The 17,295-nt window shown below is 46.1% G+C and carries 14 protein-coding genes; 7 read left to right on the forward strand and 7 right to left on the reverse strand.

Features of this window, described 5'->3' with window-relative positions:
* Window positions 1–128: 128 nt before the first annotated feature.
* Complete coding sequence (locus MASE_RS19495) at window positions 129–1,967, forward strand: autotransporter assembly complex protein TamA (RefSeq protein WP_014951409.1); 1,839 nt, start codon at window positions 129–131, stop codon at window positions 1,965–1,967.
* The gene (locus tag MASE_RS19500) at window positions 1,964–5,836 is read left to right on the forward strand and encodes a translocation/assembly module TamB domain-containing protein (RefSeq protein WP_014951410.1); all 3,873 of its coding nucleotides are present in this window, start codon (window positions 1,964–1,966) and stop codon (window positions 5,834–5,836) included. The genes MASE_RS19495 and MASE_RS19500 overlap by 4 nt, the downstream gene beginning before the upstream one ends.
* Window positions 5,837–5,878: 42 nt before the next feature.
* Here the strand turns inward: MASE_RS19500 and MASE_RS19505 are convergent, their stop codons facing one another.
* Entirely contained in the window at window positions 5,879–6,499 is a 621-nt protein-coding gene (locus MASE_RS19505; RefSeq protein ID WP_014951411.1) for a hypothetical protein, read from the reverse strand.
* On the reverse strand, window positions 6,492–6,998 hold the full coding sequence (locus MASE_RS19510; protein WP_014951412.1) for an RNA polymerase sigma factor: 507 nt from the start codon (window positions 6,996–6,998) through the stop codon (window positions 6,492–6,494). The genes MASE_RS19505 and MASE_RS19510 overlap by 8 nt, the downstream gene beginning before the upstream one ends.
* Before the next feature lie 210 nt (window positions 6,999–7,208).
* Here MASE_RS19510 and MASE_RS19515 point away from each other — a divergent pair, with 210 nt between their 5' ends.
* On the forward strand, window positions 7,209–7,484 hold the full coding sequence (locus MASE_RS19515) for a hypothetical protein (RefSeq protein WP_014951413.1): 276 nt from the start codon (window positions 7,209–7,211) through the stop codon (window positions 7,482–7,484).
* Between the two features lie 16 nt (window positions 7,485–7,500).
* Here MASE_RS19515 and MASE_RS19520 read toward each other — a convergent pair whose 3' ends face one another.
* From MASE_RS19520 to proB, 4 genes are all read right to left on the reverse strand, one after another.
* On the reverse strand, window positions 7,501–8,403 hold the full coding sequence (locus MASE_RS19520) for a DMT family transporter (protein WP_014951414.1): 903 nt from the start codon (window positions 8,401–8,403) through the stop codon (window positions 7,501–7,503).
* Window positions 8,404–8,412: 9 nt separating this feature from the next.
* Window positions 8,413–9,429: a D-2-hydroxyacid dehydrogenase gene (locus tag MASE_RS19525; RefSeq protein ID WP_014951415.1), complete on the reverse strand. Its 1,017-nt coding sequence runs from the start codon at window positions 9,427–9,429 to the stop codon at window positions 8,413–8,415.
* Window positions 9,430–9,432: 3 nt separating this feature from the next.
* Entirely contained in the window at window positions 9,433–9,870 is a 438-nt protein-coding gene (locus tag MASE_RS19530) for an acyl-CoA thioesterase (RefSeq protein ID WP_014951416.1), read from the reverse strand.
* A 125-nt stretch (window positions 9,871–9,995) separates the two neighbouring features.
* Window positions 9,996–11,096: a glutamate 5-kinase gene (proB, locus tag MASE_RS19535; protein WP_014951417.1), complete on the reverse strand. Its 1,101-nt coding sequence runs from the start codon at window positions 11,094–11,096 to the stop codon at window positions 9,996–9,998.
* A 193-nt stretch (window positions 11,097–11,289) separates the two neighbouring features.
* On the opposite strand from proB, the gene MASE_RS19540 reads away from it, so the two are divergent.
* The 4 genes from MASE_RS19540 to MASE_RS19555 all read left to right on the forward strand — a co-directional run bounded on the left by MASE_RS19540 (window position 11,290) and on the right by MASE_RS19555 (window position 16,772).
* Complete coding sequence (locus MASE_RS19540; RefSeq protein WP_014951418.1) at window positions 11,290–13,752, forward strand: M1 family aminopeptidase; 2,463 nt, start codon at window positions 11,290–11,292, stop codon at window positions 13,750–13,752.
* A complete protein-coding gene (locus tag MASE_RS19545) occupies window positions 13,742–14,326 on the forward strand; it encodes a DUF6702 family protein (RefSeq protein ID WP_014951419.1) in 585 nt (194 codons plus the stop codon). Before MASE_RS19540 ends, MASE_RS19545 begins: the two co-directional genes overlap by 11 nt.
* 283 nt (window positions 14,327–14,609) lie before the next feature.
* On the forward strand, window positions 14,610–15,029 hold the full coding sequence (locus MASE_RS19550; protein WP_014951420.1) for a hypothetical protein: 420 nt from the start codon (window positions 14,610–14,612) through the stop codon (window positions 15,027–15,029).
* Between the two features lie 375 nt (window positions 15,030–15,404).
* The gene (locus MASE_RS19555) at window positions 15,405–16,772 is read left to right on the forward strand and encodes an ABC1 kinase family protein (RefSeq protein ID WP_014951421.1); all 1,368 of its coding nucleotides are present in this window, start codon (window positions 15,405–15,407) and stop codon (window positions 16,770–16,772) included.
* 174 nt (window positions 16,773–16,946) lie between these two features.
* On the opposite strand, the gene MASE_RS19560 is transcribed toward MASE_RS19555, so the two are convergent.
* Window positions 16,947–17,255, reverse strand: coding sequence for a DUF6482 family protein (locus MASE_RS19560; RefSeq protein ID WP_014951422.1), 309 nt, complete (start codon window positions 17,253–17,255; stop codon window positions 16,947–16,949).
* Window positions 17,256–17,295 lie beyond the last annotated feature (40 nt).

Genomic DNA, 17,295 nt, shown 5'->3' on the forward strand with positions numbered 1-17,295 from the left:
TGATCTCTCGTCGTAGTTTGCGGATACAAATTGCAAATGTGGTATCATTAACCACAGACATAATATGGATTTTACCATCAAGCGGTAAGCTTCACAGCCCAGCGTTACCTTAAGGACTTAGCCTTTTCATGCCTTCGATTTGGAGCGGGCTTGCCAGTTTGCAAGACCATCTTTTCCGACAATTTATGTTTAGAATCACCAAAGCAGTCCGAGTTTTGGTGGGCAGTACATTGTGCACGCTAGTGTGTGCTCTCTTTACTTTTTCACTTGCCCAAGACCCTATTTCCTATAACATTCAGGGCGTAGAAGACGACAAACTGCGTAATAATATCCGCCTGCATTTAAACAGTCTCGACGTGGAAAAATCGTTGCTTACTGACCCTTACTGGCAAGATGAAGTGGGCGAAACAGTAGCGACAGCGGTTCAACCCTATGGTTATTACAACAGCGAGACCAAGGTAAGTATTGAAGAGGGCGACAAGGTTACAGTGAATGTTGCTTTGAATGCGCCGCTTACCATAAATAAAGTGACTCGCGAAATAATAGGTGCAGGACGTGAAGATAAGGCTTTCAGAGAACGTTTTAATTCACTAAAGCTTAAAGAAGGCGACGTGTTAAACCAAACCATTTACGAGTCGTTTAAGTCGTCCATGTTTAACTACGCCTTATCTAATGGCTATTTTGATTATTTTTGGCAGGCGACGCGTCTCGACCTAGTGCGTGACGAAAAACAAGCAAACGTACTTTTGATTGCGCAAAGCGGGCCCCAGTACCAATTTGGAGAGCTAAAATTTATTGGCGATGACAAAGCGAAAGCCATCATTGAGCGGCTAAAGCCGTTTAAAACAGGCGATGCGTACTCTTCAGCAACACTTGCCGATTTCAACAGAAGCCTTAATCAATCTGGGTATTTTACCCGCGTTATTGCACGCCCGGTTGTAAGTGAGGCTGATGGTTTGCTGGTACCGGTTGAGGTATCGTTACTTCACAGACCCACAGACGCATTTAACATTTCTGTTGGCGCAGCCACTGACACGGGCCCACGGGTTCGCTTAGGATGGGAGCGTCCTTGGGTAAATAGTAAAGGGCACTCTGTTTCATCTGATATTTTCATTTCAGCGCCAGAACAATCAGTGACTGCCGACTACCGTATACCTATGAGAAACATAACGCGGGATTACGCGAGTATAGAGGCGGGTTACCAATTTATAGAGTACAGCAACACTTCCTTTGAGAGTGAAACCCTATCTTTGTCTGCACACCGTTACTGGCAACATGACAATTCACCATGGCAACACGATGGCTCGGTGACCTATCTACGTGAAACTTATGATCAAGGGGAATTGAGTACAAACACCACGTCCCTAGTATTACCCGGGTACTCGTTAACCTATCGCGATAAAGACAGTGAGCTCAACATTAATAATGGTACCTACCTTCAAATGCTCACTCAAATAGGCAGAGAAGGTTATGGTTCTGATATCGATTTTGCCAAAGCCGTGGTTGAAGCCACGCTTATCCGTACCTTTAACAATGTGCACAGAATAACCATACGCGGTGAAGCGGGGGTTATTAAAACCAATAGTTTTGATGAAGTGCCAACGTCGTTGCGTTTCTATGCAGGGGGCGATAAAAGTGTTCGCGGCTTCGACTATCGCGAAATTTCTCCGACAGCTGAAGTCATTGATCCAGAAACAGGAGAACTCATTGTTGACTCTATTGGAGGGAAGTACCTTGCTACATCGAGTGTAGAGTATGCCTATCAAGTGGCAGATAATTGGAGAGTGGCAGCGTTTGTCGATGCAGGTACAGCAACAAACGACACCAGCACAACGCTGACATATAGCGTTGGACCTGGTGTACATTGGCTTTCACCAATTGGTCCAGTCAGACTTTACGTGGCAAGAGGCTTTGCGCCAGACGAGAATACATGGCAGTTACATATTTTGTTGGGGCCTGAGCTATGAGAAAACGTACGCTTTCGGCTATTTTACTTTCACCGGTTCTTATACTGGTCGCGTTGTATGCCGTTTTGATAAGTCCCTTAGGCGGCCCTACCGTTAAGTTACTGGCCAACACGTTTGTTGAAAACCTTTCCATCGATGCCATTGACGGTGGGTTTGCTGACACACTAGAAGTGCATAACGTGGAGTGGGAAAACCCGCAATGGAAGGTGTCTGCACAATATACCTACATTGATATTACCTGGCGTTGTTTGTTTGAGCCTAGAGTATGTGTCAATGAAGTCACGCTGGAAAACGCTACGCTTACACAGCGCTCAAACGCGCCTGACTCTTCCGATGATGCACCTGCAGGTGGCCAGATTGAATTACCGCTGCCTATTGATGTTGGGTATTTAGCGCTAACGAATATCAAACTTGCTCTACTTACGACAACAGTAGAAATTGATGAACTAGAGCTAACCGATTTTGAAGGAAATAGCGACCTCATACTTGACAGCATCGCCGCGAAAGGTGTTCGCATTGCTCTGCTAAACCAAGATGAAGCTGCCAGCTCTTCACCGGCAGCCATGACCAATGCATCGGAAACTAATAGTGAGCAGCCTGCTCCCAAAAAAGAACAGGCTCCAAGTGCTGATAGCGCTTTGCCTACGTCATACTCACTAAGCTACGACGTCCCCTTACTACCAAATATAGCTACGCCTATTCCTTTGTCTCTTGGTACTTTTTTAGTAGAAGATCTACACATAATTCAAGGGGAGAGCAAACAACACATTTCATTCATCTCGCTGTTAGAGGCTCACTTTAAGGGCAGCGATGTCGCTATTGAAGAAATGACCGTTGTACATGAACAAGGTGAGGTGAAAGGAAAAGCGAGCGCAACACTTGACGGAAACTTCCCATTAAATGTGGCTATTAACGCGAAAACGAAGCTTGGCGACACACCACAAGAACTGAGTGTAGCGGCCGCGGGTGCGTTGGACGACTTAACGCTGTCAGTTGTAGCCAAAGGCGCGGTAACCGCAAACGCTAACCTAATGGCCAACATTCTAGACAGTAACCTTCCCATAGAATTCACTGCGAACTGGCAAGAACAAGCCATACCGACAGTGGAAAACACTACGCTCAAAGAAGGACAGTTAACGCTTTCCGGCACCATGGGTGATTACGTACTTAAAGGAGCTGGCGCAGCTACATTGCCTGACATTGGCAATGTACCGGTATCACTTGATGTGGTGCTGAAAAAGAACAATATTTTTGTTAATCAAGCCAATATAAACGCTTTGGAGGGGAGCTTAACCAACACAGGTACCCTTTATCTAAATGAAAGTATCGCGTGGGAAGGTAAGACAACGCTTAAGAATGTATCAGGGCGGCAATTCAGCACTTATGCGCCTGAAAAAATTAGCGGAGAAATAGACAGTATATTGCAATACTCTGAGCGCGGCGGATTACACATGAGCCTAAGAGATATGTCTGTCTCGGGCGTACTTCAGGGCAAACCGCTTCAGGTGAAGGGGAATGCGGTTTATGCTGGCCCCAGCGACTTATTCGTTACTAACGTCAATATCATTCAAGAACACGAGCAAGAGCGAAACACGATACGCGCCATTGCTCAAGTACTGAATAAGCGGCATTTAAATGCAAATATTGCGATAAACGTTAACGCTATTTCAAGCCTGTACCCAGAAGTGACAGGTGCGGTAAGTGGCAATATCACAGCCGCCGGTCCTTGGCAAAACCCAAGTGCTAACGGCACACTCGCTCTATCTAATATCGCTGTGTCACCCAATTTAAATGCCTCTGCCGCGCAGCAAGGACCATTGAACGGCGAAATCAAAGTTAACGGTACCTATCGCGATCACACCGCAGATATTGACCTAGCTGTGCCCAACAATAATATTGGGCTGTCTTTAAAAGGTGCATGGACGAACAATCACTGGGTGGGGGAAATTAGTGATACCGCATTGAAGCTCGCTAATATGCAGTGGACGCTATCAAGCCCGTTCAGTGTAGACATAGGCAGCACACCTATAACGGCTAAAATAGGTCAGCACTGTTGGACCTCTCGAAAAGAAGGTGAGCTGTGTATTTCAAACGTGAATTATCAACAAAACAAAGCCAGTTGGGATATCAGCGCGACGGCGCTGCCCATCGGGTTGTGGGCAAACGAGTTAGCGCCTACTGTTGTTTCAAGTCCCTCACAAGCAACACTTACCGTAAAAACCAAAGGCAGCTACTCAGCTAACGATCCCATCGATGCCACATTTACTGCGTCTATGAGTTCTGCGCCATGGCAACTTGGTGAAACGCGCCCGCTAACGCTCACTATTAACTCCATAGAAACTAAAGGAGAGATAAAGCAGGGGCAGTTAGCATCAACATCTGTGATCTCAAGCCAAGATGTTGGGGATGCAACACTAACCTTAAATACCCGTCCTTTCGAATCGCGTATACCACTTGATGGTAAACTAGAGATGCAAGGGCTTAATGTTGCACCATTCAAACCTCTTTCCCCTGCTATCAGAACCCTTACAGGAAAGTTAAACGGGAACGTATCGTTGAGTGGTTACATTGACGACCCTACGCTTAACGGTGAATTGACGGTTTCAAATGGCGCTATCGATATACAAGATACACCTGTGACACTGGCCGATTGGAATCAAAAAGTATCGCTTAATGGTCAAACCGCTGCTCTAGACGGCACCTTCTTACTAGGCGGAGGAAAAGGGGCGTTAAAAGGCGAGTTAGACTGGTCATCCAACCCCAGTGCGACATTTAATTTAAAGGGAAACGGTTTCGAAATTCGTCAGCCAAACATTCGACTCAAGGTATCACCGAATATCGATATCGCCGCCACAAAAGAAAAAGTGGACGTGAGTGGCGAGGTAAATATTCCTTGGGCGAGAATTGAAATAGAGTCGCTACCTGAGAGTGCTGTTTCCCCATCAAAAGACGTGCACCTGCGTGGCGAACCGGATAGAGAGGAACCGCTAGATATCGTCCACGCTTCGGTATTGGTCAACATCGACAAAAACAAAACCGAAGAAGTAAAACTCGAAGCGTTTGGCCTTACTGCAAGTTTATATGGTGGCATTCGCGTAAACACTCAACCTGCACTTGTGGGCTATGGTGACCTTCAAATTTTAAATGGTCGATACAACGCTTACGGACAACAGTTAATTATTCAAACCGGTGAAGTACAATTTAACGGCCCAATTGACCAACCTTTGTTGCTGGTCGAAGCCATCCGCGACCCGGCTAAAACCGATGACGACGTAATTGCAGGTATCCGAATTGATGGCGCGGCTGACTCGCCGAGTATTAACCTGTTCTCTGAGCCTGCGATGGATCAACAGGGCGTATTGTCATATCTACTTACAGGTTCTGGACCGAACTCGGGCACACAAGATCCTAACTACGCTGCGCTGCTGGTAGGCTTTGGTTTATCCAACACCAAAACCCTGACAGGACAAGTAGGAAGCGCGCTAGGTATTGATGATTTTAGTTTAAGCACTAACGAAGATTTACTGTCGGTAAGAGGGCAGATTAACGAGCGATTATCTGTGGAATACAATGTAGACGTTGGTCTAAGTAACAACGACGCCAATAGCACGCTACGACGCAGACAACTGCCGCCTGACTTGGCGGTAAAATATCAGCTTCTACCTAGTTTATATTTAGAAGCCATTCAAACCACACTGGAAGACCAATCTGAGTTCGCGTTAGACCTTTATTATGAGTTTTTCTTGGGTGATAACAGAACCCGTAGAGATAGTGATGAAGACGACAGTGAAGCTGACGAGTCCAATGAAAGCGCAGAGCAAGATCTGAAAGATAATGTGAGCACTCCGAGCACAAGTAATAACAATTAAGCGCTCAAAGTCACAACATCGTACTTTTGCACTCATGCGCCCTTAACGCTGCTGTGCCATCTTCTCAAGCGTTTCGAGTTGACGCTCAAAACGCTTTTGTCTTTTGCTCGCCCACACATACCACACTATCATCACAACGCTCATGGACGTCATAACTATAGCCATCTTCATAACTTTCTCTGGGGTAAGCTCCCCATAAAAATAGCGCTCCACCAGAAAGGCACATCCAAATAACACTGCAGTCCATGTCGAGTGTTTAGTGATTACAGCAATCTTAACGTTATTCTTAATTTGCTTTATTAGCTGCGTTAGGTGGTCAGCGGTTTGAGTGTCTTTTGAAAATGCGGCCACTCTTCTTAACCACAGCTGATAAACAAGCAGGGGAAGAGCCGTGACCAGCATAAAAACAAACATCGCGTGGGCGACAAAAGTGAACTTTTCCCAAGTAACAACTAGCAAGTAGATCGCTGGGATAAACGCTAAGGAGTCAACCAACATATACCAGCGTTGCTTGGTTCGCTCGCTGCTTAAACTGGCTTTTACTTCAGAGAGGTTGATAGTCGTAACTGGCTGAGCTTGCCATAGCGCAGAAAGGCCATCATTTTGCGCATCGTCTACTGATACGGGCGGGTTCGTTTGATTCTCATTATCTGAATTATGCATGCGGTTGCTCCTGCATGATACTTTGTTTGGCGCGCTTTAATATCACACCAACATGATTTTTAGTCAGACCACAGACGTCTGCAATTTCATCGTAACTTAAGCCTTCAAGAGAAAGCGTTAGCACTTGTCTTGACTGCAATGGAAGTGCCCGTACCGCGCGAAGTAGGCGTTCTAATGACTGGTGTTGACTAGACATTTCCTCTGGTGAATGGGTAGTACTCACGAACCTGTCAGAGCCCAAATCATCGTGGTCATATTGATGGGTATCGAGACGCTTCACTTGATTTGCTACGTGAGTAACTGCGCGGTTATGAGCTATCTTCAAAATATAGGTTTTCACGCTGCTATCGCCCTTAAAGCGAGACAGCCCCTGCCAGACGGCAATAGCAATTTCTTGCAATAATTCTTGCTGCATCGCTTCGTTTGCTTCATAGCTGTTGGCTACACGGCTCAGTATTGCCCCGTATTGCGCAAAAACATCTTCAAAACCCTGCCCCAACGTCACATCCCTAATCACAAAAACTGTTGTTATTTTATTGTGTTACTTCTATCAGTCTGCCCCCACGAATTTTTATTACAAACTTTTTTCGTCAATGCTGTAATTTTTTTAAGCAACAAACGACTAGTTAAAACAGTAAGTGCAGTAACGTGCGTTTAGGGCATTTTCCCTAAAAGCCTTCAACCTTGAAATTTGGATTAGGAAAAAATTATGTCTACGTTAAGTATAGTTTTGTTAATTGGCAGCCTGACGTCGCTTGTGCTTTTGGCAAGCTACTTAGACGCAAAATTTCAGTGGCGACTAAACGACTGGATGAACGGCGAGTGCAGCAACCCGTTCGTTAAAAGCGTGACCGACAAACAGCAGCAGCGTTTAGAGGAAAAAGATGCGCAGATTGAAGCTTTGATGGCGCGAATCGAAACCCTTGAAACCATTGTTACCGAGCCTGCTTACGAACTGAATAAGAAAATCAACGCGCTCAAATAAACGGTTTTACCAGCTCCTAGCTCGACACCGGTGGGCGACGCATAAAGCGGGGAACTTTCCCCATTGCAATGGCGTTGCCTACCAGCACAATGACCACCCCAACCACAGATAAAACGCTCCAGGTATAGCCTTCGAAAAAGGTAGAAATAACCAGTGCAACCATGGGGTATACCAAGACCACATATGCAGCCTTGTCAGCGCCCATTTGCTTTAACAGTTTCATGTACGCGCCAAACGCAAACACAGAGCCAAAGATAGCCAGATAAAGCAGCGACAGATAGAACTCGGTATGGGTAGGAATGACCAACTTACCCGGCATTGCCAGTGAGGTGATGAAAAGCAGCACCATGGCATAGCTCATGGCATAGAAGTTCATTTGGATAACAGGCGTACCCGAGGTCAAAATACGCTCGGAGATAACGTTACCTGTTGAGGCGCAGAAAAAGCTGACAAACGCTATAGCGAGGCCGGTGGCAAGCGCCGCATCCATGGAGACTTTGGAAAACTCCGGCACAAACAAACACACAATGCCCAGCAAGCCAAATGTAGCACCTATAACCACTTCTTTTCTTATAGGCTCTTTAAGCCACCATCGCCGAAGCACAACATTAATGTAGATAATACAAGAACTCATAAGGGCTAACAGCGCGCTAATTATGTGCGCTTGCGCCATATACAGGAGCGTGTAATTTAAGCTGTATAAAAAGAGACCGACTGCGGCCATTTTCACATGAACATGTACCGGTAGCTTAAGCGGCAAACGCCTAATAACACAGTAAATCCCTAAACAGGCCGACGCCAATAAATAACGCAGCGCAATGGCAAACGTTTCAGAGGTATGCCCTATTTGGTAAGTGATGGCTATCCAGGTTGAGCCCCAAATCAGGCAGCACAGAGCAAATAAGGTTGCGTTATTCATAGCGGTGTTCTAGCCCTGGGAAGCTGATAAACAAGAAGATAAGTGGGCAGATAAATGGTCGATAGCACTATCTAGCAGGTTTTGCCTAGCGCCATTACCAATCCACGCATTATGCGGCGTTACCAGCAAGTTAGGTAGTGCCTCTTTAAGCAATATATGATCAACAGGCGGAGGCTCGACACTTAATACATCTAATCCCGCGCCACCAATTTGGTTGTTTTTAAGCGCATGATAGAGTGCCTCCTCATCAATCAAACCGCCGCGAGCCGTATTAATGAGAAAAGCGGTTGGCTTCATCAGCGACAACGTCTCGGCATTAATCAGCTTATCGGTGGCTTCAGTAAGCGGGCAATGAAGACTTACCACATCGGCATTTGGTAAAAGCGATGCAAGACTTGGACGAGGGTCGTCTTGTTTACCTGGGCGAGCAGCGATACTCACCTGCATACCCATAGCCTTAAACAATGCCTCTACACGCTTGCCAAGCTCGCCATGCCCAACAATTACCGCATGCTTACCCGCCAATTCCACCACGGGATGATTGAGTAAGCAGAAATGAGAAGAACTAGACCATGCTTGGTTGCGCATATCGCGCTGATACGTCACAAAATTGGTGGCCAAATTCAACGCCAAGGTCAACGTATGTTGAGCAACGCTATCAGTGCCGTAGCCCTCTACATTTTGAACGATAATACCAGCCTGTTCGCAGTAATCACGGTCGATATTGTTCATGCCGGTCGCAGTTACACCAATATAGCGAAGCTGAGTGGCCTGCTGTAAATCTTTGGCTTGTAGCACGACTTTGTTAACCAGCACAGCATCGGCATTTTTAATGCGCTCGGCCACATCTTCGGCTTGAGTTTGTTGATGAAGCGTAATACCTGCGCCGAAATTAGTTTGTAAGTCATCTAGTGACGAGGTATCAAGGCTGGGCAAATCCATGGTTTCGGCGTCTAGAAAGACAACCTGCTTTTGATTGCCGTTGCTCATCGCTTGTGATGCATTGTGTTTCGTCATTTTTGCCATGCTCTACATTACTTCCACAATCGACTCTAACGCTGTTTTCACATTAACAGGAATAGGAATGGCCTTGTCGGTTTTTCTATCTACAAACACATGCACAAATTGGCCATGAGCCACGCGTCGCTTATTCTCTCCGGCATAAACCGATAGACCATAAGTCACTGAACTTCTACCAATTTTGATAACGCGCAAGCCTACAAAAATGTCTTCAGGGTAGGCTGCCGGAGCAATGTACTGACACTGACTGCTTACCACATACGCCACGGATTGCCCGTTGTGTATATCTAGCCCACCTTCTTCGATTAAAAAACGGTTTACCGCGGTATCAAAGAAACCATAGTACACAACATTGTTGATATGTCCGTACGCATCATTGTCTTGCCAACGCGTGGCGATAGTGACTTTGTAAGGGTAGTCGGCAAGTGTAGGTGTGATATCAGTCATGATCGTCCCTTAGTGAATAAATGTATCGCTTTGTTGTTGGCGCAAATAATGAAAATCGATGAACGACTAACGCCAATTAATGTTTAATGTGCGGTAGTCTATTGCAGCGATTCTTTTGAGTAGCGCTATGAGTAAAGCACCATATCGTCACGGTGAATGGCAACATCCGTTGTTTCATAACCTAACACACTGGCAATTTCTTTCGACTTTTTCCCTTTTATAAGCGTTAAGTCTTTTGCGTTATACAGGCAAAGCCCCTTGGCAATAACTTCGCCTTGGCACACCACTTCAACAGCGTCGCCTTGTTCAAACAAACCGACGACATCAACAATACCCGATGGCAGTAATGACGCACCTTTTCGCACTAACGCCTCTTTCGCACCGCTATCAACGTCTATTCTGCCAGCGGTTTTTAGAGTATGGGTAAGCCACAGTCTGCGCGCGCTGGCGGGAGTGCTACTAGCATTGAATAGGGTTCCCGGCACTTTACCTTCAAGTAATGCATCGAAGGTTTCGCCTTTTCGACCGTTTACAATAAGAGTTTGAATACCGCTACTGGTGCACTTGTCTGCCGCTTCAATTTTTGTGCGCATGCCGCCAGTTCCTACCGCAGTTCCAGCGCCGCCGGCAAGGCCGTAAATAGTGCTGTCTATTTTATCTACCTGTGGAATGAGTGTGGCGCTGGCGTCTTTTCTTGGGTCTGCGGTAAATAAACCGTCGATATCTGAGCAGATTATGAGGGTGTCTGCTTGGGCGACCAGGGCAGTGTAAGCACCCAAGTTATCGTTATCACCCACTTTGAGTTCGTTGACAGCTACGGTGTCGTTTTCATTCACAATAGGTAACGCATTGTGATTCAAAATTTCGCGCAAGGTATTTTTAATATTTACGTAGCGGGTTCTATCGCGTAGATCATCCGCCGTTAACAATACTTGTGCACAGGGAAAGTCGAAAAAGCGCTGCCAGTTGGCCATCATTAAATTCTGGCCAATCGCAGCCATGGCTTGTTTTTCTGCAATAGATGCGTTGTGACGAACCTTCACTTTGCTGCGGCCCGCGGCAACACTGCCAGAAGAGACAAGAATAATTTCTTTGCCAGCTTCGCGACTAGCAGTAATAAATCGAGCAAGAGACAGTAAATAACGCCCACTGCACTCATTGCCTTCAGGAGCAATAAGCGCACTGCCAACTTTTATAACGGCACGTTGCCAATTAAAACGGTTCATAGGGGGAAGAAAAAAGAAAACAAGAGCTTAAGAATACGACAGTTAAAGCGCGAAACAAAACGATCTGTTACAGTTTTTTTGCGTTAAAACATGGTTAGTTTACGGTCAAAAAATTGGATTGTGACAGGCATACTTATATACTAGGCGGTGTTATCTTATAACAATTCTAACTTACAAGTTGCAAGGAACCTGCATGAGCACCGCAAAACGACACTTTTTCTGGCTAGCGCCAGTGTTGTCTATGCTGATTTCTCTTCCTAGTACCGCCGCTATTAAACAAACTAAAGGCGATTTCGAAGATAAATTCCGTCAGCTGGACGAAGTTCTCCCTACTCCAAACGTATACCGTAACGCCGCTGGTGAGCCAGGCCACCAATATTGGCAACAACAAGTAGATTACGATATTGACGTAAAGCTACTTGAAGACAAACGCCGCATTGAAGCAAGCGAAACCATTACTTACCACAACAACGCGCCAGATACGCTTAAGTACTTGTGGATCCAGCTTGACCAAAACAAATTCCGCGACGATTCAATGTCTGCGCTTACTACCACGTTTGGCGGTATCGGTAACCGCGGGCCGGGTACGCAAGCTGCTAGCGGCGATGCGCCAGCTAAGCTAAGCATGGGTGCATTGCGCCGTCAGCAGTTTGTTGACGACAACGAGCTGGGCTATACCATTTCTCGTGTTGAAGACAAAGCGGGCAATGACTTACGTCACACAGTAGTTGGCACCTTAATGCGTGTTGACTTGGCTCAACCGTTGAAGCCAGGCAGCAAAGTTACGTTCGATATCGATTTTGCGTTTAACATTGTAGAAGAAGACGCTGTTTCAGCACGTGCAGGTTACGAGCACTTCCCAGATGACGAACGTGAAGGTGGTAACGACATCTTCTTGCTAGCACAGTGGTTCCCACGCCTAGCTGCATACACCGACTACGAAGCATGGACTAATAAAGAATTTATTGGCCGTGGTGAGTTCACGCTAGAGTTCGGTAACTACGAAGTAGATATTACAGTTCCTGCTGACCACATCGTATCGTCAACGGGTGTGCTTCAAAACCCGAAAGACGTGTTAACTAAAACACAGCGCGACCGTCTGAAAAAGGCAGAAAAAGCTGACCGTATCGTATTCATTGTTTCACCAGAAGAAGCAATTGAGAACGAAAAAGAAGGCACGACTAAGCTTAAAACCTGGACCTTTAAGGCAGAAAACGTACGTGACTTTGCATGGGCCTCTTCGCGTAAATTTGCGTGGGATGCGCGTGGTTATCAGCAAGGCGGTGACACTCAACCATTGGTAATGGCCATGTCTTTCTACCCGAAAGAAGGTGGCGAGCTATGGCAGAAGTATTCTACAGAATCAATCATCCACACCATGGATGTTTATAGCCGCTTTAGCTTCGATTACCCATACCCAGTAGCCCAATCAGTAAATGGTCCAGTTGGCGGCATGGAATACCCCATGATCACCTTCAACGGCCCGCGTACAGAGCTTCGTGACGATGGTTCACGCACGTACTCGCTTGCTGAGAAACGTTTCCTTATTGGTGTGGTTATTCACGAAGTAGGTCATATCTATTTCCCTATGACAGTTAACTCTGACGAGCGCCAGTGGACATGGATGGATGAAGGTCTGAACAGCTTCCTAGACGGCGTTGCCGGTCGCGAGTGGGATCCTACGATCCCTTGGGGCGTTGAGCCACGTGATATCACTGGCTACATGAAGTCTCAGACACAGGTGCCAATTATGACCCAGTCTGACTCAGTACTTCGCCTTGGCCCAAATGCCTATACCAAGCCTGCAGTAGCACTTAATATTCTTCGCGAAACTATTCTTGGCCGTGAGCTGTTTGATTTCGCGTTTAAAGAGTACGCGCAGCGTTGGATGTTTAAACGTCCTACACCATCAGATTTCTTCCGTACTATGGAAGAAGCGTCAGGCGTTGACCTAGACTGGTTCTGGCGTGGTTGGTTTTACACCACAGACCATGTAGATATTAGCCTAGACAGCGTATATAAGCTTCGTTTAGACACTGAAGATCCAGATATCGATTTTGCTCGCGAGCGCGAAGCAGAAATGGAAAAACCGAAGTCACTTACCGACCTTCGTAATAAAGAAGAAGGCAAAAAGCTTTGGGTAGATCGCTTTGAAGATATCAGTGACTTCTACGACGAAAACGATCGTTACACCGTAACTAACAAAGAGCGTAACAAGTACAAGAAATTCTTGAAAGATCTTGAGCCTTGGGAGCGTAAAGCGTTTGAGCGTGCGGTGAAAGAAGACAAAAACTACTACGTGCTAGATTTCAGCAACAAGGGTGGGTTGGTGATGCCAATCATTCTTGAACTAACGTTTGAAGACGGCACGAAAGAAGAAATGCGTATTCCTGCGGAAATCTGGCGTCGTACACCTAAAGCCGTAAGCAAGCTTATTGTTACCGACAAAGACAAAGAGCTGGTAAGCGTAACCGTTGATCCGCACTGGGAAACCGCAGACGTAGATGTGGAAAATAACCACTACCCGCGTCGTATCATTCCTTCGCGTATTGAAGCGTATAAGAATAAGCCGCGTAACACTTACGAGTACCGTGACCTTATGCACGACTCAAGGACCGAACTGAAAACCGACGACGAGGACAAAGATGACGAATAAGTTGTCTTTGGCTCGCTTGCAGCAGAGCGCTCATGCTCTGCTTGCAAGCGTAAGTGCATTCGCAATTACGGCTGCGCTATTAGTTAGCGCAATGTCGTACAGCACTGCAGCCCAAGCGCATCAAATAAAAGCAGCAATTACCACGGTATTGTTCAATCCTAGAACAGAAAATATTGAGGTGATGCACCGCTTTAATTTGCACGATGCTGAACACGCGGTTAAGGCACTGTTCGACAAGCACGCAGATATTATGGACGACATAGAAACGCAGCAACAATTCGCTGATTACGTCGCCCACCACTTTGCAATTTTAAATGCAGCAGGCGAGCCATTAAAGCTTGCTGATGTTGGCTTTGAAGTTGAAGGTAAGCACTTTTGGGTTTATCAGGAAACTGCTGAGCCGCCTGTACTTGAAGGCGTTAAAATTCGCCATGATGCATTGCGTGACTTGTGGCCAAAACAAGTGAATACGCTAAATGTAGAAGGCAAGGGTGATATCAAAACCCTGACATTTGCTGATAGCGTAAATTTGCTGGAAGTAAGCTTCGAAAGCCAAAATAGCGACCATCACTAATACCTAACGGTATAAGTTTATGAAAGCCCACCCGCATTCCTTGTCAAACGGCAGTGATTGCGGGTGGGCTTTTTTGTTTACGTGCTTCACGGTGTTCTTATAGATAATGTATGCCTACCTCAGCCTTTGCCCCTCTAATTCGAGCGCCGCATTCGAATAGGGAAAATCCTAAAACACGTTTTCTAATTGTCGTGTGAGACCGAAGTCGTATAGTCATCTTGGCATGCATGCTCTACCTTAACTATGGATAAACAGTTACTAAATTCAGTTAATGAGGTACATCATGACCCATAGCGCTGCATCACCGTTGCCTTCACAGGTCAAGAAACCCCAATCAAGAAGTGAGCGTAGTGCACGAAAACTACGTGCATCCAAAGCAGCTCAGTGCGCTGTTCAAGCAGAAGATGCGCAGCAAATGCAAGATGCCGATGCAAAGAACGTCAAACAAAACAATGCGTTCGCTGATAAGAAAAATATCATGTGGGTGCTGTTAAGTGGCGCAATGGCGCTAACCTTTGTCGTCATGCTGTTTTTGCCAGATACAGGGATGGGCGGCGGCCTTGTTTCCACCTATTCTGCCATGCTTTGGTGTGGCTTTTTTGGTGCAGCACTTTGGCGTTATAGAGCGACAAGTGGCTGGGCTGGGTTTGCTTATGGAAGCGTTGTTGGACTAGTGATTCAATTTATTTCACAGATAATCTAGCACACAGTGTTTATACAATTGCCTTATGCAACTCGCCTAGTAAGAAACCGCTGAGCGACTAGGAACGGCAAGTACACATTTCTTTTAAGTACATTATGGGCAATCTAAACGCGGCTTTTAAATCAGACTTCTGTTTAAACAGCTGTCTTATCCGTTGATTGCCCTGTTGGCAACCTCACTTCCTAAACATTAAGTCCTGTTGATCTTTGATGTACAGCAATGGTCAACAGGTCCTCAATGACTTTTGGCTGGAAACCCGATCCAGACGTTTTGTCCGACAGTATAATTTATAAAATCCAGTTACTTTTTTAGGTTATGTTTAGCCAATAAAAAACCAAACGTTACCCTTCGCCCTTAATAAAACTGAGTGAGCCTATGGCAGAGAAGCCCAATAAATCCGCTGAATCACCAACCCGCTCTAGTAGAGCGGTACCGTCGTCGCGTTTATCGCGCATAGGCCGCTTGGGCTCACTGGCAGGTAGAATTGCAGGTAACGTAGTATCACAAGGTGCAGGACAACTGTTAAAGGGCGAGAAGCCCGCGTTGTCTTCGCTGCTCTTAACGCCCAAAAACATTTCAAACATTGCAGATCAGCTTGCCAGTATGCGTGGTGCAGCTATGAAGCTCGGGCAGCTTATTTCAATGGATGCAGGAGATTTTCTCCCCGAAGAGCTTGCGGTAATTTTAGGGCGATTACGGGACGACGCTGACCCGATGCCAAAAGACCAGCTAATTGCCACGCTGAATCAGTCTTGGGGCGAAAAATGGCAAGATGACTTACTTTACTTTTCCTTTGCCCCTATAGCTGCGGCCTCTATTGGTCAGGTGCATAAAGTCATTACGATGGACGGTCGGATGTTAGCAGTAAAAGTGCAGTATCCTGGTGTGAAAAAAAGCATAGATAGCGATGTAGACAACGTAGCTACACTCATAAAACTCACTGGCTTGGTACCTAAATCATTAGATATCAACCCGCTTTTACAAGAGGCTAAAGCACAGCTTCACCAAGAAGCTGATTATGTGCGAGAAGCTGACATGCTCAACCGTTATCGCGCGCTGGTTGAAAGCACCGACATCCTATGCAAAGGGAATAATGCGTTTGTCATTCCGCAAACCTTTGCTCCCCTTACCACCAGTACCGTGTTAGCGATGGATTTCATAGAGGCGCAAGACTTAGATGCGCTATTAAACGAGCCTCAGGACGTCCGAGATGCCGTGATGACGGCGCTAATGACTTTATTTTTTAATGAAATTTTTCATTTTAAGCTGCTGCAGAGCGACCCTAACTTAGCCAACTACCAGTTTAAACCCGATACAAAAGAAATCGTTCTGTTAGATTTTGGTGCTACACGGGATGTGCCTGACGCCATTTCAGCCCAGTATCAAGCGTTACTCAACAGCGCCGCAGCCAACGATAGAGCGATGATGCAGCAAGCCGCGTTTCGCATAGGATTAATTGACGAAAGCCACTCTCAAACGCAAGTCGACGCCGTCATAAACATTGGTATGGAGGCGTGTGAAGCGATTCGCTGCGAGGGCGCTTATGACTTTGGACAAAGCGATCTTATTGCAAGGCTTCACGAAAAGGGAATGGCGCTGACTATGGAGCACAATTTTTGGCATACGCCGCCAGTAGATGCCCTGTTTATACACAGGAAGCTAGGTGGCTTATTTCTGTTGGCTAAACGATTGAAAGCTAAAGTAGATATGCGAAAGGCAGCAGGCACATGGCTGAATCTATAACCTGCACTTCGTTGGTGTGTTAAGCGAGTAAGAAACTACTTATTACACAGCTTATCTATCGTTTGTATCGGTTTTGCGGTGCTGTGTCATGTTTTACTGTGAAAACGTTGCGCTGCGACCTTACAGAACTCAAATAGGACCCACTTCAAAAGCCTATAGCACTCGCACAACAGTCTAGTAAGGCAAATCCATGCTGAACGGTAGCGCCATCTGCTCTTTACTTTTTGGCGGGTTGCCAATCATTTCATCGTATGGCGTATCGTGCTTCATTACCGCCTGCTGAACATGGCAATGCGCGAAGGCTTCGCGAATGTGGCCGGCACTAAAAAAACGCATGGGCTTATCTTTGTTGTCGTAAAGCATGCCACTTTGACTGCCGATAGTGAGATAAACCAGGTAAACATTCATCTCATACGACTGAACTTCCAGATAATCTATCGCGGTAGGCGACTCTTCAATATCTCGAAAATAGAACTTCTGCATTTTTCTACCTCATGAACCAAGTATGCACCTTGCACGCCCT

Source organism: Alteromonas macleodii ATCC 27126, assembly GCF_000172635.2.
Lineage (GTDB): Bacteria > Pseudomonadota > Gammaproteobacteria > Enterobacterales > Alteromonadaceae > Alteromonas > Alteromonas macleodii.